23 protein-coding genes and 1 tRNA gene are annotated in these 21953 nt (G+C 41.3%); 16 read left to right on the forward strand and 8 right to left on the reverse strand.

Features of this window, described 5'->3' with window-relative positions; translation table 11 throughout:
* Positions 1-55: 55 nt before the first annotated feature.
* From PHI74_00280 to PHI74_00295, 4 genes are read left to right on the forward strand one after another with little or no spacing between them, the layout of a single operon-like run.
* Positions 56-1258: an acetylornithine transaminase gene (locus tag PHI74_00280; protein MDD5484461.1), complete on the forward strand. Its 1203-nt coding sequence runs from the start codon at positions 56-58 to the stop codon at positions 1256-1258.
* The gene (hisC, locus tag PHI74_00285) at positions 1251-2327 is read left to right on the forward strand and encodes a histidinol-phosphate transaminase (GenBank protein MDD5484462.1); all 1077 of its coding nucleotides are present in this window, start codon (positions 1251-1253) and stop codon (positions 2325-2327) included. Before PHI74_00280 ends, hisC begins: the two co-directional genes overlap by 8 nt.
* Complete coding sequence (locus tag PHI74_00290) at positions 2324-2845, forward strand: adenylate kinase family protein (GenBank protein MDD5484463.1); 522 nt, start codon at positions 2324-2326, stop codon at positions 2843-2845. The genes hisC and PHI74_00290 overlap by 4 nt, the downstream gene beginning before the upstream one ends.
* A complete protein-coding gene (locus tag PHI74_00295; GenBank protein ID MDD5484464.1) occupies positions 2842-3441 on the forward strand; it encodes a CDP-alcohol phosphatidyltransferase family protein in 600 nt (199 codons plus the stop codon). The genes PHI74_00290 and PHI74_00295 overlap by 4 nt, the downstream gene beginning before the upstream one ends.
* 15 nt (positions 3442-3456) lie before the next feature.
* Here the strand turns inward: PHI74_00295 and PHI74_00300 are convergent, their stop codons facing one another.
* Positions 3457-4713: a proteasome-activating nucleotidase gene (locus PHI74_00300; GenBank protein MDD5484465.1), complete on the reverse strand. Its 1257-nt coding sequence runs from the start codon at positions 4711-4713 to the stop codon at positions 3457-3459.
* A gap of 19 nt (positions 4714-4732) precedes the next feature.
* Between PHI74_00300 and PHI74_00305 the strand changes: the two genes are divergently transcribed.
* Positions 4733-5308: a multiprotein bridging factor aMBF1 gene (locus tag PHI74_00305; protein ID MDD5484466.1), complete on the forward strand. Its 576-nt coding sequence runs from the start codon at positions 4733-4735 to the stop codon at positions 5306-5308.
* 45 nt (positions 5309-5353) lie between these two features.
* On the opposite strand, the gene PHI74_00310 is transcribed toward PHI74_00305, so the two are convergent.
* A complete protein-coding gene (locus tag PHI74_00310) occupies positions 5354-5908 on the reverse strand; it encodes an arginine decarboxylase, pyruvoyl-dependent (GenBank protein MDD5484467.1) in 555 nt (184 codons plus the stop codon).
* Positions 5909-6084: 176 nt separating this feature from the next.
* On the opposite strand from PHI74_00310, the gene udp reads away from it, so the two are divergent.
* Both udp and PHI74_00320 read left to right on the forward strand, forming a co-directional pair.
* Entirely contained in the window at positions 6085-6873 is a 789-nt protein-coding gene (udp, locus tag PHI74_00315) for a uridine phosphorylase (GenBank protein MDD5484468.1), read from the forward strand.
* A gap of 9 nt (positions 6874-6882) precedes the next feature.
* Positions 6883-7653, forward strand: a complete 771-nt coding sequence (locus tag PHI74_00320; GenBank protein MDD5484469.1) for an S-methyl-5'-thioinosine phosphorylase — start codon at positions 6883-6885, stop codon at positions 7651-7653.
* A 140-nt stretch (positions 7654-7793) separates the two neighbouring features.
* Here the strand turns inward: PHI74_00320 and PHI74_00325 are convergent, their stop codons facing one another.
* From PHI74_00325 to PHI74_00340, 4 genes are all read right to left on the reverse strand, one after another.
* Positions 7794-10655 carry a RelA/SpoT domain-containing protein gene (locus tag PHI74_00325; GenBank protein MDD5484470.1) on the reverse strand — a complete coding sequence of 954 codons (2862 nt, stop codon included), beginning with the start codon at positions 10653-10655 and terminating at the stop codon, positions 7794-7796.
* Positions 10656-10834: 179 nt separating this feature from the next.
* Complete coding sequence (locus tag PHI74_00330) at positions 10835-11401, reverse strand: HNH endonuclease (protein MDD5484471.1); 567 nt, start codon at positions 11399-11401, stop codon at positions 10835-10837.
* Positions 11402-11470: 69 nt separating this feature from the next.
* A tRNA-Gly gene (locus PHI74_00335) sits at positions 11471-11542 on the reverse strand.
* Between the two features lie 47 nt (positions 11543-11589).
* Positions 11590-12294, reverse strand: a complete 705-nt coding sequence (locus PHI74_00340; GenBank protein MDD5484472.1) for a pentapeptide repeat-containing protein — start codon at positions 12292-12294, stop codon at positions 11590-11592.
* Between the two features lie 152 nt (positions 12295-12446).
* On the opposite strand from PHI74_00340, the gene PHI74_00345 reads away from it, so the two are divergent.
* Positions 12447-13097 (forward strand): DUF434 domain-containing protein, encoded by a 651-nt coding sequence (locus tag PHI74_00345; GenBank protein ID MDD5484473.1) that lies wholly within the window; start codon positions 12447-12449, stop codon positions 13095-13097.
* A 208-nt stretch (positions 13098-13305) separates the two neighbouring features.
* Positions 13306-13809 (forward strand): hypothetical protein, encoded by a 504-nt coding sequence (locus PHI74_00350; protein ID MDD5484474.1) that lies wholly within the window; start codon positions 13306-13308, stop codon positions 13807-13809.
* A 108-nt stretch (positions 13810-13917) separates the two neighbouring features.
* Here the strand turns inward: PHI74_00350 and PHI74_00355 are convergent, their stop codons facing one another.
* Both PHI74_00355 and PHI74_00360 read right to left on the reverse strand, forming a co-directional pair.
* The gene (locus tag PHI74_00355; protein ID MDD5484475.1) at positions 13918-15315 is read right to left on the reverse strand and encodes an alkaline phosphatase family protein; all 1398 of its coding nucleotides are present in this window, start codon (positions 15313-15315) and stop codon (positions 13918-13920) included.
* 116 nt (positions 15316-15431) lie between these two features.
* Positions 15432-16793: a DUF2202 domain-containing protein gene (locus PHI74_00360; protein ID MDD5484476.1), complete on the reverse strand. Its 1362-nt coding sequence runs from the start codon at positions 16791-16793 to the stop codon at positions 15432-15434.
* Positions 16794-17171: 378 nt separating this feature from the next.
* Here PHI74_00360 and PHI74_00365 point away from each other — a divergent pair, with 378 nt between their 5' ends.
* From PHI74_00365 to PHI74_00395, 7 genes are all read left to right on the forward strand, one after another.
* Positions 17172-18044: an ARMT1-like domain-containing protein gene (locus PHI74_00365; protein MDD5484477.1), complete on the forward strand. Its 873-nt coding sequence runs from the start codon at positions 17172-17174 to the stop codon at positions 18042-18044.
* 393 nt (positions 18045-18437) lie between these two features.
* Positions 18438-18788, forward strand: coding sequence for a methionine--tRNA ligase subunit beta (gene metG / locus PHI74_00370; protein ID MDD5484478.1), 351 nt, complete (start codon positions 18438-18440; stop codon positions 18786-18788).
* A 319-nt stretch (positions 18789-19107) separates the two neighbouring features.
* Positions 19108-19305 (forward strand): CooT family nickel-binding protein, encoded by a 198-nt coding sequence (locus PHI74_00375; protein MDD5484479.1) that lies wholly within the window; start codon positions 19108-19110, stop codon positions 19303-19305.
* Positions 19298-20308: a type II glyceraldehyde-3-phosphate dehydrogenase gene (locus tag PHI74_00380; GenBank protein MDD5484480.1), complete on the forward strand. Its 1011-nt coding sequence runs from the start codon at positions 19298-19300 to the stop codon at positions 20306-20308. Before PHI74_00375 ends, PHI74_00380 begins: the two co-directional genes overlap by 8 nt.
* Position 20309: 1 nt before the next feature.
* Complete coding sequence (locus tag PHI74_00385) at positions 20310-20765, forward strand: hypothetical protein (protein ID MDD5484481.1); 456 nt, start codon at positions 20310-20312, stop codon at positions 20763-20765.
* Positions 20766-20830: 65 nt separating this feature from the next.
* Complete coding sequence (locus PHI74_00390; GenBank protein ID MDD5484482.1) at positions 20831-20980, forward strand: AbrB/MazE/SpoVT family DNA-binding domain-containing protein; 150 nt, start codon at positions 20831-20833, stop codon at positions 20978-20980.
* A 235-nt stretch (positions 20981-21215) separates the two neighbouring features.
* Entirely contained in the window at positions 21216-21917 is a 702-nt protein-coding gene (locus tag PHI74_00395; GenBank protein MDD5484483.1) for an HXXEE domain-containing protein, read from the forward strand.
* Positions 21918-21953: the final 36 nt, after the last annotated feature.

Below are 21953 nucleotides of genomic sequence, written 5' to 3' on the forward strand. Positions count from 1 at the left end.
AGAAACAAATTTATGCCCCCTATTGATGCCTCTCTACTAAATTGGGCTGACCCATATGGCAAGAAAAGCACTTTTTATAATGCCCGAAGTAATTACTTATCAAAACGTGGTATGCATGAACAAAGATGTGATGGCTAAAGAGGCTATATATTTGATCCAAACATACAAGCGCCAGCCCCTTGTTATCGCGAAGGGTAAAGGTGCAATTGTATGGGATATAAGTGGTAAGGAGTACATCGACTGCATAGCTGGCATAGCGGTTAACAATGTCGGACACTGTCACCCAAAGGTCGTTTCTGCGATTAAGAAGCAAGCAGAGCGATTGATTCACACATCCAATTTGTATTATACGGAGGTACAAGTTGAGCTTGCAGAAAAAATAGCATCTCTGACACGCTTGGACAAGGTTTTCTTCTGTAACTCAGGTACAGAAGCGGTTGAAGCTGCTCTAAAGCTCGCAAGAAAAGCATCTGAAAAAACAGACTTCATAGCAGCTGACGGCTCTTTTCATGGCAGAAGCATGGGTGCACTGAGCGTTACATCGAAGGAAAGGTACAGAAAATCGTTCGAGCCCCTGATTCCTGGGGTCAAGTTTGTACCGTATGATGATGCAGAGGCGATTAAAAATTCGATCACTCCAAAAACAGCTGCGATCATCCTGGAGCCCATTCAGGGCGAGGGAGGAGTAAATGTACCTTCAGACGGATATCTAAGGGCTGTGAGAGAGATCTGTGATGATGCTGATATATTGCTCATTTTCGATGAGGTGCAGACTGGCTTCGGCAGGACCGGGAGATGGTTTGCATCCATGCACTGGGGCGTCCAGCCGGATATTATGGTCCTTGCAAAGGCAATGGCTGGGGGCTTTCCCATGGGTGCAATGGTTGCGAAAGAGAGTGTGGCAAAAAAGTTCCAAAGCGGAGATCACGCCTCTACGTTTGGAGGGGATCCACTGGCATGTGCAGCCTCGCTCGGGGCGATAGAGGCACTTGAAGATGGTTTGGTAGATAGGTCAGAAAAACTGGGAAAATACTTCCTTGAAAAATTAGGCGAGCTGAGGCACGACTACATCAAGGAGATTCGTGGTAAGGGATTGATGATCGGGATGGAGTTGGCGATGGACGGGAGTTCCATAGTCGATAAGGCGAGGGACAGAGGGGTATTGCTAAATTGTATCTCAGAGACGGTGCTCAGATTTGCGCCACCGTTGGTTATCACAAAAGAGCAGATCGACAGGGTGGTGGAAGTTCTTGGCTAGGATAAGGAATGCAATTCTTAAGATAAGCGAATATGTGCCGGGAAAGACGATAGAGGATGTAGCCAAAGAATATGGTTTTATCCCCGAAGAGGTCATAAAGCTGGGTTCAAACGAGAATCCCTTGGGACCTAGTCCTAAGGCAGTTCAAGCGGTGAAAGATCATGCAAGCACCATCAGTGTTTACCCTCCATCGGGTGCCAAGGAGTTGAGGCATGCGCTGGCACAATATGTCGGTTACCCGGTGAATCAGATAGTGGTCGGCAACGGCATGGATGGCGTGCTCGATATATTTACTCGCTTATTTATGGAGAAAAATGATGAAGTGATCATACCGATTCCCACCTTTTCCTATTATGAGCTTTTTACATTAGCTTGTGGGGCTGTCCCCGTCTTCTTGCCCAGAAATTCAACTTTTGATGTTGACGTTCAAAAATTGCTGGGTGCTGTGAGCAAAAGGACCAAAATCATTTTCCTATGCTCGCCGAACAATCCGACAGGAAATCCGGTGAAGGAGAGTGACCTTAGGCAAATACTCGACGCCACAGAAATAATGATAATCTTGGACGAGGCCTATGTGGAATTTGCGGATTTTTCCATGGTGGAACTTATCAGGGAATATGAAAACCTCATCGTCACGCGCTCGATGTCCAAAGCATTTGGGTTAGCGGGGTTGAGGATAGGTTATGCTGTGGCGCCTCCTGAGATTTCTAGAGAATATATGAAGGTTGCTCCGGTCTTTAGCGTTAACAGGCTTGGGATGTCTGCAGGAGTAGCAGCGTTAGGGGATGACGAACATCTCACCCGGACGATCAAAACCATAAGGAGTGGCAGGGCATTTCTCCAGAATAACATGCCTTTCAAAGTATATCCCTCTCAAGCAAACTTTGTTTTGGTGGATGTGTCCCCGTTTTCCTCAGAAGAAATATGTGAATCGCTCTTGAGAAAAGGAATAATTGTTCGGGACTGCAGCTCTTTCAGAGGTGCCGGAGACTCATTGATCCGGGTAAGCGTTGGTACCAAGGAACAGAATAAGCGTGTTATCGAAGCTTTTAAGGGTGTAAGGACTTGAAGGTTGGCATCACAGGAACTCCAGGGACCGGCAAAAGTGCAGTCTGCGAAATCCTCCAAAAATACTACCCTGTGATCGATCTGAATCAACTCATCAAGGAAAAGAAATTCTATACGAAAAAAGATCGAGAGCGCAATACTCTGGTCGCAGATACGGATGTGCTCCTAAAATATGTGTCAAATTATTCGAAGGGCGTAAAACAAACGGCCATATTTGAGGGGCATTTGGCGCATCATCTTCCCTTGGATATGGTCATTGTGCTTAGGGCATCACCTTCTGAGCTCAAGAGACGGCTGAGCAAAAAGGGATTTGATGAAGCCAAGATAAAGGAGAATGTGGAGGCCGAAGCACTGGATGTCATACTCGTTGAAGCACTTGAAAGGCATGAAAATGTACATGAGATAGATACGTCTAAGAAGGATGTAACCGAGGTTGTGAGCTGTATCATGGAGATCATCGATGGCTCGGAAAAGTACCGTCCGGGGTCAATTGATTGGAGCGGAGAGTTATTCGGATGACCCTTGAATCGTTCAGACCATTTTTTAGGGGGCTTATAGACCCGATAGCAAGTGCACTAGAGGATCTGGGTGCTGGTCCAAATTCCTTATCAGTTGCATCGCTATTTTTCGCAGCACTGGCAGGTATTTCCCTCTATTTCAGGTTTTTATTCCTTGCTGGGCTCATGGTCTTTCTAAATGCAGCCTCTGATGCACTGGATGGGGCACTTGCACGCCGTATTGGTACGGCAGACTTGCGAGGTGACTTTCTAGATCATGTGATCGATAGATATGCTGATATATTCATCGTATGTGGAATCTTCTTTGGAGGCTATGCACCTTGGCAGATCGGCGTTGCTGCGATCACAGGCGTGTTATTAACGAGTTATCTAGGGACACAAGCACAGGCTGTGAATATTGGAAGATATTACGGCGGAATTTTGGGCAGGGCTGATAGGCTGGTAGTTATATTTATCGCGATAATCGCAAATTCGGTCTACTCGGAGGACATTTATGGGTTGCCCCTTCTTGGGTGGGTACTGCTCCTAATAGCAATTACTAGCCATTTTACAGCCATTCAACGATTTATACGCATCTGGCAGGAGCTCTCTAAGTAGGGCTTCAAAAATATCTCAGGCGAACATCTCTCCAGCATCAGATGAGGGCTCCATTTTTGGAGAATTGGTTAAAACTTTTTTTACAGCTCTATCAAAATCGCTCATCGTTACAGCCTCCCTATTCTCCCGGATTGCAAACATCCCCGCTTCCATGACGATGGCGCTCAGATCCGCCCCACTTAAGCCACCAGTTACAGATGTTATTTGCTTAAAGTCGATTTCATCAGCGAGATTTATGTCCTTGGTATGGATTTTGAGTATCTCCACTCGGGCCTCAAGGTTTGGTAGCGGTACCTCGATCATTCTATCAAAACGGCCAGGGCGAAGTAGGGCAAGGTCCAGAATATCCGGGCGATTGGTAGCTGCGATAATCTTAACATCTCCTCTTGGATCGAATCCATCCATCTCTGCTAGGAGTTGCATAAGAGTTCTTTGAACCTCTCTGTCACCAGACGTTGCACTTTCGAGACGTTTTGCCCCTATTGCATCCAACTCGTCTATAAATATGATAGAGGGTGACTTCTCTCTCGCCATTTCGAATAACTCGCGGACAAGGCGAGCGCCTTCGCCGATATACTTTTGAATCAGTTCGGAGCCCACAATCCTAATAAAAGTAGCCTCTGTGCGTTTAGCAACAGCTTTTGCCATCAGCGTTTTTCCGCTTCCGGGTGGACCATATAACAATACGCCTTTTGGCGGTTTTATGCCCACCTTGGCAAAGATGTCTGGATTAATTAATGGTAGCTCAACGATCTCCTTTAATTCTTGTATTTGGGCTTCAAGTCCGCCTATTTGATCGTAATCTACAGACGGAGATTCGATGATTTCCATGCCATAAACCGTTGGATCCTTGGGTGGCGACAAAACGCCAACAACTGCCAAAGTCTGCTGATTCAGGGCAACCCTGGTTCCAGGCAGTAGACTGGACCCTTCGATAAATTGAGAGGCATTTACAACAAATTTAGGACCTGTGCTGCTCTTAATCACCACTTTCTCATTTTCTAGAACATCTAGGATGGTCCCAACCACTAAGGGTGGACCTTTTAGTCTTTCAAGTTCACTCTTCAGTTTTCGGATCTCTCGCTCGTACTGTATTTTTTGGTTTTCTGCAGATCGCCTTTCGCTCTCTATTCTGCGATAATCCTCCCAAAGTCTGAGATTTTTCTCCTCTAATTGACGAACTCTGTCAAGCAGGTATTTTGAGAAATCATCTAGCTCTGGGTCAGCATCAACATCACTCATCTGTAATCCCGTAATATTAATTAGGCTCATGTTGTATATATCTCTTGGTATGGTCTACTGTGAAATATGCGGCGCTGAAATCAAAGGACAGTTACATATAATCAAAATAGAGAGATCCAATCTAAACGCATGTGGAAAATGTGCACAGTATGAAAAGCATCCAACCTATGGGGATCCTTCTATGTCTGGAAGCCAAGCTGTACTTTCGGATATAGCCAAGAAATACTCTTTTGGACTGGGGGGTGTTAGTAGTGTGCGCAGGGTGGAAGACGATCAGCGTAGGTTACTTCGCGGAGACCACGTTAAAAAAATCAGAAGAAATAGGGACACATATGACCAACTTTTTGGAGAGCTAATCCCGGATTTTTATACGATAATCCGCAGAGCACGTCAAGCTCACGGTTGGACTCAAGAAGAGTTTGCTTCTATGGTAAAAGAGAAGTCATCGCTGATAAGTAAAATAGAGCGTGGAGATATGGTGCCAGACGATGAATTGCGAAAGAAATTGGAGCACACTCTGGCCATCAAGCTAACTGAACAGGTCCTGGAGCCTAAGCTGGACACACAGAACCCAAAAGAACTTACGTTTGGAGAGATCGCTGTGATAAAACATAAAAAAAGATAGCAGAGGGCAGTAGCACCCCATCCATCACGTCTACTAGTGGAAAAATTAAAGCAGAAATACGGCAGCAGCCACTACAGTCGTCCAAGAGCCGTTTTTCCCTCCAACGGCAGATTGGGTTATGTTCTTCGTTCTGACTATTTTACCACTAATTTTCCAGATTTCCCTCTTCTCATCATAACTAACATTTGGGTCAAATTCAACGCCCAGCGTGGATGCTAACATCGATGCAGCCAAATCTTCTGCATAATCTCCTGCTATTTGTTCAGTCTCACCAAAAGAATGGTGCTCGCTCAAATATCCATATGCCTTTCGATCTGAGGGTATTGCACATCCAACCGATGCAACAATTAGTCGATTATGCTCATTTGTTGCATTCTGTGCCATGACACAAAATACGACTTGTCCTGGCTCTAATTCACCTAAATATTGGCTTCTTGGGACTATTCTACAGCCAGGCGGAAAAATGCTTGAAACAGTAACAAGATTATATTTTTCTATCTTGGCATCTCTTAGGGCCAACTCATAGGAGCTTAGCTTTTCTGTATGCCTCCCAACACCTCTCGTAAAAAACATCATCTTAGGAACCAATGGCGTATTCATTTGTCACCTCTCTTGCAGAACTTGTACTTAAATGTAACATATACGCTTAAAATCATTTTCATATCCTAGATAAAAATTTTTGAGATAAATTGCTAGATTTGGCAATACAATAAAAGATATACAGCTGTACTCCCATACATAAGTAAACTAGTACAGGAATTGATGGAATGATCTGAATGGAATCAAGACAATACCATATCGATTGTTGTCAAGGAGATGTAGCACGGTATGTTTTGTTACCTGGTGATCCTGCACGCATATCAATCATCTCCAAATTATGGGCCAGCTTTCGAGAGGTGGCGAGACACAGGGAATACAGCACCAACACAGGGGTGTACAAAGGAGTGCCCATTAGCGCCGTCTCCACTGGAATCGGTAGCCCATCTGCTGGAATCGCAGTAGAGGAGCTGGCAAGAATTGGCGCTGACACGATGATAAGGGTTGGAAGTTGCGGTGCGATTCAGCCACATATCAATTGTGGCGATCTTGTGATATCCACTGGGGCAGTACGCCTCGAGGGAACAAGCAAACAATACATATGCTCGGAATATCCAGCTGTTGCGAGCTATGAGGTCGTGTTGTCACTGATAGAGGCAGCAGAAATCTTAGGATGTACATACCATGTGGGAATTACCGCATCGACGGACTCTTTCTATTGCGGACAAGGGAGAGCTGGGTTCAGTGGACATAAATCGAGCATGACAAATAATTTGATGTCAGATCTTCAGAGAGCAGGTGTGCTTAACTTAGAAATGGAGACAGCAGCCATCTTCACGTTAGCAAACCTCTTCGGGCTCAGGGCCGGATCCATTTGCACGGTGTTCGCAGTTAGCCCAGACAAGTTTGAGTTAAAGGGAGAGCAAGATGCAGCCCAAGTTGCTAGTGAGGCGGTTAAGATACTCAGTGAATGGGATGTAAGGAAAGAGAAACGCGATAAGAAATATTGGTATCCTTCTTTAATGTGAGATGATCCTATGAGAATTGCCATAATAGGTGGAAGCGGTGTTTATGACATTGCATTGCTTGAGTCAAGAGAAGAAATCATCAAGACGGAATATGGTGCTGCCAATATAACTAAGGGGCAGTATGGGGATAGGGAGATCGTCTTTCTTGCAAGGCATGGTAAAGGTCATGGGATACCCCCCCATAAGATCAATCACCGAGCTAATATTGCTGCACTGAAAGCCCTGGGAGTCGAAAGGATTATTGGAACGACTGCTGTGGGGGGCATAAATTCTAGCATGAAACCGGGTGATTTCATATTACTGGATCAATTTCTGGATTTTACGAAGCAAACTCTGACGTTTCATGATGAAGAGGTTGCACACATTGAAATGACAAATCCCTATTGTCCGGGGCTTAGGAAAATCATCCTGCAAGCATCAAAAGCACTGGAAATGAGCTTGCATGAAAAAGGAACCTATGTCTGCGTCGAAGGTCCGCGATTTGAAACTAGTGCGGAGATACAGATGTTTGCACTTCTTGGAGGGGATGTGGTGGGAATGACAGTCGCCAAAGAGTGCATCTTGGCTAGGGAAGTTGGAATCTGTTACGCTGCCATAGCACTGGTTGCAAACCCGGCAGCAGGCATCTCATATGAAGAGCCTGGAATTCGCCAGATAATCTCTTTTATGGAGTCTAAACAGGAACGTCTCAGCAAACTTCTCAGGAAGACCCTTTCGATTTTACCGGAAGAGAGAAGTTGTGAATGTGGGGATAAGCCTGATAGGGCATCTATATGTTGATGTTGAGCAAGACTTTTAGTTATCCAATGGTTATCCAATTATATACTAAAGAAATATTAGCTCTTTGAATGCTGTGTAAGATATTCGAACCAGCATTTGAACTCATACATATATGCTAACTTTGTGCTGTTTAATTTATATTAAGGCTCTATTGTTTTAAACCTATCAAACTCACTTCTTCTTAAGTCTATTTCCCGCTCAACACGGGCGTTTTCACATTTTATGCGATTTTGGAGATACGCCATATAAGATTTGGCAAATGAGGAAACAGATTCATTAGGATCATCTTTCCATGACGTTATATCTTTAATTTTCTCTTCATAGGCTTTTACTAAACCGTACTCCCCTCCAACAAATCTTATATGGGAAAGAATAGATTGAAGCTCTAATCTTAATTCGTGCGAAACCTCGAAATTTTTAACAATTTCCTTGATGATCTCCAATACATCAGGACTTCCTTCATATTTATCTAAAATCCAAAGAATATAGTCTAATTTTGTAGTATCTTTTGTTTTTATTATTTGAATCAATTTACCCTTAATATCTCCTTCTATTTTTGGGAATATTATGTTGAATAAACAGCTTGCTCCCCATCTTAGCTTCCCATCACCGTTTTCAAACCATTTGAAAATCTCTTTAATTATCAAATCACTATTTTTGTTTAATTTACCAGTTAATAACTGAAAATCAAAAGGAATTGAATCAATCAACTTTACGCCACTTTCTTTATTTTTAACACGCTTATAGAAAAAATCAATAATCCTCTCAGGTTCTTTTTCAGCTAAAGGCAATAAAACTTGTTCAGTATAATAATCCACGACCTTTTTCATAACTAGATTTTTTAGAATGATTTCATATTCATCAACAGATAAATCCTTACTGATTTCATCTGTAAGATATGATACTTTCTGTGGCCATTCATAAAAAGATAAATCCGTCATTTTATCTATTATTTTTACAAATAACGCCTTAAGGTTCTTATTATTAGAATACTGTCCACATATCGTGTGTAAAATTGCAAGAATAGATGAAATCTCACCATTTTTCAATATCTTGTTCGTGAGATCTGATAGCAGACACTCATCTATGTCTTTAACTGAGAAAAATGCAGATGCAATTTCAGATAAAGATTCACTCTTTTTTATCATTGTTTTGATATCCTTTTTAATTTGGCTCTTTTTATCACTTCCCAACAACCCAATTAGCAAAGCTACTCTAAATTTAGATAATTCGGAAATATCAAGGAGTTTTCTACCTTCGTTTGGTTTTTTGACTGCTAACTTATATAAAAAATAATGAACATTCTGGTATTCTCCTTGATTCTGGTCATTATAATCAGCCAATATTTCTGTTACTAAATAATTTTTCCATTCATTCAAGTTTTTGTCTGTGATTTGAATAACATAACTTTCAATTTGTTCTTTTCTTTCTTTTTCTATCTGTTCGAAGTCTGAACCATAATCTAAGCCATAACCCACAAATGTTTTGTATTTTAGGTAATTCTCATCACCTGATAGCTTTCCCTTTATCTCTTTCAGCTTTTCAGATTCGTTACCCGTTCCAGAAAACCATATTAAATGCTTCTCAATGGCTCTTTTATTGTAGTTTTTTATTTTGTCATAATTTTGGATCAAAAAGGAAAGAATAGTATCAATATTTTCACGCATAGTTTTAGTATGCTCTTCTGTTGTCTTCCCATTATGTATTGGAGATGAAGAATTAAACAATGCGGTGATAATCTTTTCTGATTCTCTACAATCTTGTTCGTTCTCAAACAATTTAATTAACAATTGTATAGAGTCGTGCCTGATCTCTTTAATCTTGTCCTTAATGGGTATTGGACCCATAATCAATGTGAATGTATCAAACTGTTCCTGTGCCGAGCCTTCAATTGTGTTATTCAATAAAGAACCGCATATGGAAATCAAAGCGTCTTTAATTTCTGTATTTTCACTGTCTAATTGAGAGATTCTCTCAATCAATATTTTTTGAGGGGTATAACCAATCGCTCTAACTGCATTTAAATCATATTTTCCAAATACCTTAAGTGTTTCAAGACATTCTTTTCGGAATAGGTCTTCAGAACATTTATTCACACAAAGTTCAATAATTCGTTTATAATCCCAATACTTAACAGATCTAATAAATCTAAAAGAAGCAGTGATAATATCTTGACTCTTTTTGGTCTTCGAGTTACCATCATTCTGTTTTGATTTGTTCCAAATATCTTCTAAAATAGGTAAAAAATCAAACTCTTCTGGCAACCTATAATAACTCGAAAAAATATTTAACTTATCCATATACTCTAGTATTTTTTCATTTGAACCCAACTGAGAGAGTTCTTTTAGTTTGTCGATATTTAGTATTTGTTTGCCCTCTTTAAGTCTCTCGAATTGATCAACAATAAATGAAAAATTATAACTAGCTTTAGTAATATATTTTGACATTACCTGAGCTAGTTTTTCCTTTAAGAAATCAAAATCTTTTGGAGAGAAATTCATCAGTTCTTGATCTGGTTTATATATTATATCACGATTTATCTCCGACCAAGCATGGAAAAGAGGAGTTGTAAGTTGTATTTCACAAATTAAATCTTTGAAATTGGTGTATTCAACAAGTTTTTCCCTTGCATTATCTAATTTTACAATAATGTGAAGAGCATTATAATTATCGGGGCTACGTTTATCCTTGATATCTTCTATTTTCAATTCTTGTTTGATAAATTCACTAAATTTGTAGATATCCTCTTCTAAATAAAAAATCACCCGACAACCAGCTAAGTCGTGAATATTGTTAATTAAATTTGGGTTGTTTTCAAGTTTTTTCCGTAATGAATCTATGTCTTTGCTTCTAGACTGAATTTGTTGATATTTGAAGTGTTTCGATTTTAGGATTTGTTCAAGAATGGCAGATACAGACTTGGCAAAATCGGTGTACTTTGTTCTTGATTTTTCATAGTTTTCAACAAACTTATTTATCTTCTCTTTGGTTTTACTATCCATTATCATAACCTGATTAACAACCTGATTAAATAGTATTATTGTAGGTTTTTATCAACTTTATGATTTGGAGATGATATCATACCGAAAATCGAGCTTGAAATCAAAGCCCAACTGAGAAGGGTTATTCACAAAGCTTTTTGAAGCTAAACTCAAGATCACAAATTTCCTTGCAAAATAGCTTAGTGTTGTTTTAATGGAAAAATTCCCTCTAAGCAGTAAACAGTCAATTTGCCTTCACTTTTGTCTCTTTCACAAATAGGTGGCATATTGCATATAGGACACAGCTTATCTGTTAGCTTATTTTTATTCACCTCAAGGGTTCCTTGTTTATAATGTAACTCGTATAAGAGCTTGAGATATTTGCCTTCTGCAATTCTCGGTACTCCATCCTTGTTTTTCAGTCCAATCCATTCATAGAGCCTTTTACCGCCCTTGGATGAATTGCATCTTTTACATATTCTTATTGCATTGTCCGAAATGTCTGGCCCACCACAAGATCTGGGCAAAATATGCTCAACCGTCAAATTTTCCTTTGAACTACAGTAAATACATTCATTTGGCCTTTCATGCTCCTTAACCCACTCCCTGATAGCAGTCGACCAAGTTATTTTGCCATCTCTCAAAGCAATAAAACGATCCATCTGAAAAGCTCTTTGTTTTATCCCAAATCCCACAGACTTGGAAATAATTTTAGCATATTGCCAAAAAATTTCATCCTTTATTGTTTTTACAACTGCTGGCGGCATATCTTCACATCTTTTCAGTTATAAAACTTGTATTTGCCCCCGTAAACCGTAATTCTCATTGCGCATGAATGCGGCTGCCGGGATTTGAACCCGGGTTCTGAGCTTGGGAAGCTCATGTCATAACCACTAAACCACAGCCGCATTAGAGAGTACTATATTATGTTTATCACACTATTTATTTAACTATGTTAAATATTCCTTTTTTCAGTAAGATCAAACACAGAATTTCCACCTATCTTAGCCCCTTCTAACAAAGCATTTCCACCTATCTCGGCCCCTCTGAACCAAGCATTTCCACCTATCTTAACACTCCTAAACCAAACATTTCTACTTATTCTAGCTGCCTCAAAACAAGCATTTCCACCTATCTCGGCCCCTCTGAACCAAGCATTTCCACCTATCTCGGCCCCTCTGAACCAAGCATTTCCACCTATTTTAGTTCCTCCAAACCAAGCATTTCCACCTATTTTAGTTCCTCCAAACCAAGCATTTCCACCTATCTTGCCCTCCCCAAATAAAGCACCTCCACCTATCTCAGCCCCTCTGAACAAGGCACTCCCACCTATCTCAGCCCCTCTGAACCAAGCATGTCTACCTATTTCAACTCCATCAAACAAAGCATCTTTTCTAATAACGGCATGATTAAAATCTAGGGAATCTCTAATCTTCATCCCTGAAAAATCGATTTCAACTAATCTTGCTCCTTCAAAATTAAAATCCTCTTTGCTTACCTTTTCTTTGACTTTCTGATTTTTTGCATCGTTTATTTCTTTGAATTCTTCACTTGATTCGTCTTCTGGGAGATCGATATGGAGTATGCAGAACTCAGAATTCTGCCAAAGCTTCTCATCACAACTCTTACCATTACGAAATTGATATCCGCATGTTTTCATTTTATCACCTCCCCTGAATTCGTATGTATCGTATCGAAAAGCGATAAATTGCTAACGTGGTACATCTTATATTAGATTGGTATATATGAAATAGTTTTCATCTCAATAGTGCCAGTTTTTATATCTCAATACAATAGAAAAAGGGTTATTCAATGATAACGCTCAAAAATCTTGAAAATCCAGCCAGAGACGTAAAATTCCTCTTGGATCGGGGGTATACTTCCACCAGTGTCATTCGGTTTGTAGGTAACCACTATAAACTTTCGCTGTCAGATAGGCATTTGATAACCAGGGCAGTGTTGCCCTCTAGTATTGCACAAAAACGGAGAGATAAGCTGGTAACATGCAATGAAATGAAAGGCTTAGAACTTCTCATAGACGGATACAATGTCTTGATCACTATGGAAAGCGTGCTAGATCAAGAGATCGTTTTATGTGATGATGGTTTTATCAGAGATATAAAAGGTGTTTTTGGGAAATATAAAAAGACTGATGCTACTGATGTTGCTCTCACCGAGATCTTAACCCTGCTGTCTGAAATCTCTCCATCTTTTGTTTTATTCCTCTTTGATTCAAAGGTTAGCAAGAGTGGGGAGCTGGCCAGATATGTTAGAGATAAGCTAACCCAGTTCGGACTAGGGGGTGACACAGAAACGCTAAGTAGCGTTGACCACAAGCTGAAGACGTGTAATGCAATAGTAGCTACAAGTGACGGAAATATCATTGACTCCGTAGATGCGGTAATTGATATGCCTCAATGTGTCATGAAAATTCGTGGAATAGTTCCATTTCAAATTAAATAAATATGTCGAAAATAAACATGGTGTCAAATATTAAATATGACTATAATCTATATAAATAAAATAATAAAATAAGAAAAACCAAGACACACCCAAATTCAGTTAAATCCCCCATAATAGAATCCAACGCTTATAATAAATAGGACCCAGCGATCGTAAAAAGCTTATTATGTATGTTTACATCATTATATAGCAGATAGGTATCCAAATCATGAAATTCAGAATTGGCTTGGTTTTGGTTTTAGTATTGAGCGTGCTGACAGTAACTTTTTCAGGATGCGTCGGAGAAGAGCTAGTCATGCCCTCCCAGCCCATAGCACCAAGGGCTGAAGCTGCTCCGACACCAACTCCAAAGCCAACACCAATTCCAATTGCAACTCCTGTACCAACTCAGACCCAAACTCAAGAAGTATCTCAGCTGAAACAAATAAAATTCTCAGGATGTGAGTCAGGAATTACGCCAGTATTTCAACTAGAAAGCGGCACATTCATATTTAGGATGAAGAATGATGCCCCCTCTAATTTTACAGTTTTGCTCGTAGACGTTCGGGCCATCGAGTTCTGCGGGTGCTGTTACCAATACATAACTGCTGTTCCCGTTGATACAATTGGTCCTTTTGATGGAGTAAAAACCGTTGAGATATTTGAGTCTGGGGATTACATTTTAGACGTAAAAGCAGAAGGCCAGTGGTCGATAATCATTGAACAACCCTAATTTACTGCTCCCTTCGGTGCTAGAGACATCTACAAATAAGAGACTGGCAAGTATCTGAAATAAATATCGCTTTTATAAAAAAATTGAACTTAGTGGATAGGACAGAACTCATTCCCTCATAATTTTCCATATGGCTAACAAGCCCACAACCATGACAACTGATATCATCATAGTTGCAATGATCATTCTGCGGTTTGCTCTAGAAGTATGTAGCTCTATAATTTGGTCCGAGTCCAGGTTTATACATTTCTCGTGGGATGAGACTAGAATGGTGTAATTGCCAGGCAATAACCCCAAGAACGTAATATCTTCATCAGATGCGGATGCCAAGGTGATATCTCCTTTTTGTAATACCGCCTCTGTTGGCGAATCCACTATGACCCGTAAATTCGCGTACTCCTTGACAGGAATGATACCCCCCTCAGAGCATGGCAGTACCTCCACTACGTCCAGTCCGCTGAGCAGTGTCGGCGCTAAATCCTCCTGCCCATAGGTTCCGCTTATCACGTCTTTTCGTATGTTCGGTCCATTTATAATCAGAGGAACTCGCTGAGATTCGAGGGTTCTTGCATATTTCTCAGAGGCGTGTCCTCCAACTTCTCTGCCCATTTCTGTAAGATCAAAGGTCATCCCATGGTCTGCTGTGATGATGAATATCAGATCATTTTCCGAGCAAGTTTTATACAGGTCGTAAATATCCTTATCTAACCCTTCAATCACATACAAATACCCTTCTGACCCAAGGTAATGGCCAGCCAAGTCCACTGCACCCACGTTCACGGTCAGCAAGAACTTCTGGTCTGGATGATTTTTGCACATGAAACTTGCAATTGCTTCCGATGCATCTATGGCCCATTCATTATAGGCGATGTATCGCTCAACACCCTCTTTCCCCTCAAGAGGCAAATTATTTTGCCATTCCTGCATCAGCTCTACCACATCGTTCGGGCAGGAAATACTATGCTCTAGGGTTATAGAAGGCTCTCTAATCGAATGAGATGCATCGAAAAGGATTGCATCCTGTTCAGCGCGCATCTCCTCAAAGTCACCTTTTTGCATCACCGCCATGCAAATATAATCGTGTTCTCTAACGACATCGAAAATCGTTATCATTTCTCCTACCGTATCCTCGTTTGCTTTGGAATATCCCGTTGTAATGACGGAATGGCCTGGAGTAGTGCTAGGCTGTGGTGCCCTGACATCTAAAACACGTGTTCCACTTTCTGAGATCGCTATGATATTACTTAGGTTCGCTTTTCCTAATTCATTTCCATCTAGATCGTATGGAGCGAATTCTGGATAGATGTAGGATGATCCCATGCCATCGACGATCAGTAGGACGGCACCATGTGGGCTATGAACCGGATTGACGAATACATCGATGGCTGATGCATTTGATGAGATCAGGATACATCCTGTAAGGGTTAGTGCTATAATGATAGTTATATGATGTGGATCCATATCATTCTTTTTTAACTTCTTTACAAGATATTCTAACTGTTTCACTAGTTGCAGCCTCAAATTTTCATATGTCTGTACTTTTGCGCTGCCCAGACCGATTGGAATCTATCTCAATTGTCACATATATTGCTGCAATATCTCTAGGGGATAGAAAGCCTGCATCAAGAGAAACTTACTATCTGGTCATATTTTTCCTGGCTCAGGAAACGGGGTGTATATTTGTAACCATACGTACCCATAGAACTTATATAGGATCTTAGATGCTTTCTTGAGCCTGCCAGCAATCCTCCATAGGCTACTATCATGTCTTTTCTATCCGTATTGTCTATCTGTTCCTCCAGATGCATGATACTGATCTCCTCTACATTGGCCCCGGCACCCATGGCATCTTCCAGAGACCTTTTTCCGATCTCAGTCAGTTCGTCATAAAGTGCCAGGATAGTCGGATTTGTGAACAATCCATGCTCTTCCTGGACAGGATCTTGTAGATCATATCTATCTATCAGGATCTTAATCGCATCCATATGGTTCTGCTCCGATTTGGCTATTTTCAGAAAGATTGGTAGTTTCTCTTTATCATATAGATCGAGGTATAAGTCCCTTGCCATCTTCTCTTCTTCTCTGATTAAGAAGATGCCCTCAATTTCGGTGGTGGTAAGAGGCGCTTGCACCTGCCCTGCCTGCCCACGGAGCGGCTGCACAGCTTTGGATTCCAGCTCTAAAATCCCCTCTCCGCGCGCCACATTATGCATGACCTTTATGGAATCCTCGTCTGCCATACTCCAGATGATAGACACTCTTTGGCCGACTTTGAAGGCTTTGTCATACTTGTCGCCAGTGTCCATCTTTCTCTTGAACTCAATGATGGTGTAGCCACCTTCTTCCCTTCCGCCATAATCAAGGATATCGTTGGTCCCGCCCAGTTCCTCATCCGGAACGTGAGGCCCGTAGTCATTTGTAGAGTACTTATCAAGGACAGTGACATTATAACTATCAACTGCACCCATAATTATATCTGCGTCCTTCATCCACTCAGTGGGCTCAAAGCCGATGGCGACCCATCCGCTGGTATCTCCCTTCAGGGCCATGTAGAGCGAATCTTCATCATTCTTCCAGGAGATTTCGAGCTTTCCTCCCGAATAGCCCTGGGTGTTTGGCCCATATAAGGTCATGGTTTTAGCATACTCATTTTCTCCAACTAAAGCATCAGGCTTCCACTCCTCTGTGACTTCCGGCTGAGGGGCTTCTGTTGGCTTCGGCTGAGTTACTTCTTGAGGTTGAGTTGGAGTTGGCGTTGGAGTGGGCGTAGGCGTAGGTGTAGGTACGGGTGTAGGTTTAGGTGTTGGAGCGGGTGTTGGGGTGGGGATTGGAGTGGGTGTTGATGTAGGCCTGGGAGTTGGCGTAGGTGTAGGTGCGGGAACCGGGGTTGACTCTTCAGGTGATACACATCCTGAAATACTCATGGTAGCTATAGCTCCTGCAAATGCTATATATTTGAGAAACTTGCGTCTTCCAATATTCATAGTTCCTATCTTATATCGTCCAACATAGAATATAAAGTTTTCAACCCTCCCCTACCTCTAACGTCTTTCGCCCCGTTATCCTTACCTTTATCCTGGTGTTTTCGTCCCTGAGCTTTATGTATATCATACATTTCTCTCCAATAGGGAATTTGATGATATGTTATTATCAATGTGCAATGCCACCAATGAAATCGCAAGGCTTTTGAACTTCCTGAGCAAATTCTGTATGTTACTTACTACGATCGAATACCTTGAGCGGTTTCTTTAATTACTCATATGTTTTTAAGGCGATCCTTTAATTCCAATAATTGCTTTGGGTTTTTTTTCATTTATCACTCCAATCCAAAAATGATTTATGGGGATTCTTACATTAAAAGCATGGTGATTATTTTGAAGATATATCCCGAATGCATACCTTGTTTGCTTGCTAGAGTCCACTATGAGGCTGAACTGTCCACTGACGATATGGAACTCCAACACAAAGCCATCCAAGCCGGAGTTCAATGGCTATATGGGGAATATCGCCATAATGCCCCACTCACTTATATCTCAACTGGAGTTCATCGTAGGGCATATGGTGTTCTGGGAGATGATCCATATATCGCAAAAAAGAAAATGAGCAATGAGATCGCGCTAAAATTTCTTCCAGCTATCCGGAAAATCGTAGAGTCCGATTCTGAGGGTGCATTCAGAAGAAGCATTATCGCCTCAGTCATCGGCAATTCGTTTGATTTTGGCGTGCTCGGATTTGAGCCTGAAGAGCGATTTGAGGATTATTTTAGGCAAGTATTCGAAAAAGGGTTGGATGTAGACGATATCGATAACATGGTCTGCCTACTAGACGAAGTCCTGTATCTTGCGGATAATTGTGGTGAGATAGTCTTTGATGGGTTGGTGTTGGACCAGATCAAGAGGTTGGGCGGTCATACCACCTTGGTGGTAAAAGGTGCACCCATACTTACAGATGCTACGCTGGAAGATGCAAATGATACGGGAGTTAGCTGGAAAGCGGATAGAGTCTTGACGACTGGCTCAAATGCGGTTGGCGTTAACATGGATGAAGCCCCACATGATCTGGTTGAAGCTTTGCATTCGTCTTCATTGATAATCAGCAAGGGTATGGCAAACTATGAATCACTGTCAGAATATGACTTCAAGCCGATAGCCTATCTTCTCCGAGCTAAATGCGAGCCCATAGCAAAGTCTTTGGGTGTGAAGAAGGGGTGGAATGTAGCGAAGCTCTGTTTATGATGGAATCCTCTAGCGATATTTATTGGCAGCCATAATCTGAAATTGATGGCCATCATTATGGCTATTATCAGATCAGATATCATGCAATGCTCACGATATGTTTCTGTCCAACTTCATGGATTAGCGATTAGCTTTAGTGATTAGCTATAATCTCTCTTAAGCTCTATTAGTTGTTTTTTCTGCCAACTCAGGCAAGCGGTCTAATATTTTTCATACTGCTCTCCAGATCAACTTTTGAGTTTCATGGTCAGTTATTCACTCTTAATAAAAGATAATTTTTTTGGTGACGGCTAAATACAAAGCCCGAGCCTGTTATATGCCTCTTAAATCCTCATACAAGTTGTTTAGATACAATTAAGAGTTAAACCTCCAATAAAATAAACATCCAATAAAATTGAAAAGAGTGGAAATAGGATGTCAAGCACTATTACTTTCGAAGAATTTCAAAAACTCGATATAAGGATAGGTAAAATAGTGTTAGCAGATCGCATAGAAGGGTCGGATAAATTGCTTCGATTAAGAATAGAAATCGGCGAGCCAAAGCCAAGACAAATCGTTGCAGGCATTGCGAGAACACATAACCCAGAGAAGCTAGTTGGTACGCAAGTGGTCATCTTAGCAAACCTGAAGCCGATTAAACTCTTTGGTGTCGAGTCAAATGGAATGCTTTTAGCTGCAGATCAAGATGGTGCAGTGCTATTAAAACCAGAGAGAGAAATCCGGGCGGGTACGAAAGTGAGATAGGGTAATTGATATTTTGATGGGTTAGGAGTAGATATTCTGTCTATAATCCCCTCTTAAACCGGGCATTCGAAGCTAAGGGAATGTTAATGAATGGTGCATCTAAGATTGGGATATCTACTAGGGATTCGTAAATATTGAATGCACTCTTTAAAAGTAAAGCTTCTATATATCTATTCGGCATCTTTTGGGCATTTTTCTGTTCCAATTATAAAGTTTATATTTCTGATAGAAAGCTCAATTCAGTTAAAACGACAAATATCAGTAACCTTTTATGAAAAAGCTTTATGGAAAAGGATGACAACTGTATATTGTGATCCTAATGTGTGAATCCAGCGTAGTTCTTGATGTAAAAGGCAAGGTGGAGACCTTGATGGAAGAGGTTATCCATATTTTGATCAAAGGTGACAACATTGAGCTTATCGGAATATTTGGCGAGAGAAAAAATATAAGGGGTCGCATCGTCGATATCGACATGAACAAACATGAAATCATGATCAAAGGTGAACAAGATGGTTAAAGTAGCAATAAATGGTTATGGGACCATCGGCAAGAGAGTAGCAGATGCAGTAAGAGCTCAAGACGATATGGAGATCGTAGGCGTCGCAAAGACACGGCCCAATTTTGAAGCTAGGCTAGCTATTGAAAGGGGATACGATGTGTATGCGGCCATTCCAGAGAAGCATGATGACTTTGAAAGGGCAGGAATTGACATCGCTGGAACGATTCAAGACCTGCTGGGTGAAGCAGATATAGTCGTCGACTGCACTCCTGGAGGTATAGGAGCTCAAAATAAGTCAATGTATGAGAAAGCAGGAATAAAAGCGATATTCCAAGGCGGTGAGAAACACGGGGTGGCAGGGCTCTCATTTAATGCAGCCTGTAATTACGAAGAAGCATTAGGACGTGATTTTCTTCGAGTGGTCTCTTGTAATACTACTGGGCTTTGCAGAGCCCTGAAACCTTTGGACGAAGAATTTGGCGTGGAAAAGGTAAGGGCTTTGCTTGTACGTCGAGCTGCCGACCCTAACGATGCCAAGAAAGGGCCGATCAACTCAATAGTGCCAGATCCCGTTACGCTGCCATCGCATCATGGACTAGATGTTCAGACCGTACTTCCTCATTTAAATATCACAACTCTTGCAATCAAGATTCCCACTACCCTAATGCATCTTCACGTGTTGAACGTCGTATTTACCAAGACCCCAGAGATCGATCACGTAAAAGCAGTCTTGAAAAAAGCCCCCCGCATACGATTCGTGAGTGCAGCAGATGGCATAACGTCAACCGCATCCATCATCGAATTGGGGAGAGACTTGATCAGGCCAAGATATGACATTTGGGAGAATTGCATATGGGAAGAATCCATTAGCATCAAAGAGGAATTATACTTCTTTCAGGCGATTCACCAGGAGTCCATCGTCATTCCAGAGAACATTGATGCAATCCGGGCGATGGTCGAATCGGAAGAAGATGGACAGAAATCGATAATCAAGACGAATAAATCCCTAGGTATTGTATAATATGAACGCTGAGCCAAGAATACAGGTGGTTGCCCACTGTTTGCTCAATCCTACGGTGAAAATAGGAAAGAAAATAGAATTCATATCCAACACACCAGTAATACAACTTCCATGTCCTGAGACTATCTACTTTGGACTGAACAGATGGGAGACGACGAAGAATCAACTAGATTTTCCAAAATATAGAAGATTTTGCCGCCGACTATTCAGACCGTATGCAGATTTAATCCAGCAGTTGGCCGAAAAAGGTATACACATCGAAATAATAGGCGTGGCAAAAAGCCCATCCTGTGCAACAGAGCTTACTACTAGGGGTTATCTGGGCGGCAAAATCAAACGGTGTGAGCATGAGCATGTGGTGGGTAAAGGAGTGTTCTTCGAGGAGATTGAGTCTGAGCTGAGCCAGCGAGGCATTCCGATTAAGATGTCAGACCATAAACACAGAAATCATAAATAGTATTTACTATTTTTAGCGTCCTATCCAACCAAATCCTTAATACTTATTTAAACAATTATTAAAATATGAAAGATAGAAAAATCCTGAAAGTTGGATCGAGTTATATGATTACTTTGCCCATGGACATCGTGAGGGGCTTTGGATGGAGCGAGAACACCAAGATAAAGGTTAGGATAACAGGAATTAACCGGTTGCTGTACTCGAAAAAACTCTAAAGGTTTTTTCTCCTTTCACCACTCAAATTTGCTTCGCAAACTTCATTAAATGCCGATGTTAGGTGCAATTGGCGAAATCCCCTATTTTTAATTGCCCCGAGCCGATAGGCGAGAGCGCAGCGTGGCACGGAGCGAAGCGGAGTGAGTTCAAAAAATATTTTTTTGTTCTCATCTACAGGATAGGCTGATGGGCAAAAAAGACTTAAATATACGCTCATAATAAAATTATTATACTGTGGAAAACAAGCATATCAACAACAAGGAGAAGAAAATGACTCCTTTAAAATTTCTAAGGCGATATTGGAGCGCCATTGGTCTTTTTTCAGCAATGGTCGCGGGGGCCTACCTAATATTTGCTTGGAATGAGCTTGTCTTTTTACAAAAGCTTCTTATTCTCAACTTTATTGTTGTTCTTCTACATCAATTTGAAGAGTACAGTTGGCCAGGTGGATTTCCAGCGGTCGCGAATATGGTTTTGATGCGAAGTGCAAAGCCAGACCGCTATCCGCTGAACCAGAATTCGTCCATGGTGGCTAACCTTATTTTTGCATACGGGTTCTACCTGTTTCCAGTCTTTTTTCCCAACGTGATTTGGCTAGGTTTAGCACCTGTCCTTCTCGGCTTAACTGCTCAATTCGTCGGCCACGTCATTTATGTGAACATTAAGCTAAGATCTTTCTATAGTCCTGGCGCTGTCACCAATGTTTTTGGTTGGATCCCGATTGGTGTGATTTACATATATTACATTCTAGCAAATAACATGGTGAACCTGGGGGATTGGTTGCTTGCAGTAGTGTGGGCGGCTGTTTTCATGTTCCTCAATTTCTTTATACTTGAACAAAGATTGCTCGCTGACAAAAATTCACCTTACCCTTTCGACCAAGACCAAATGAAACGCTTCGACGTTGAGAAGAAACTTGAGCTTGCCAAACGATAGTCGCTGATAGAAAAATTTTTAAGTCAATTAACAAAC

The sequence above is a fragment of the Methanocellales archaeon genome, from assembly GCA_028715985.1.
GTDB lineage: Archaea > Halobacteriota > UBA148 > UBA148 > UBA148 > UBA148.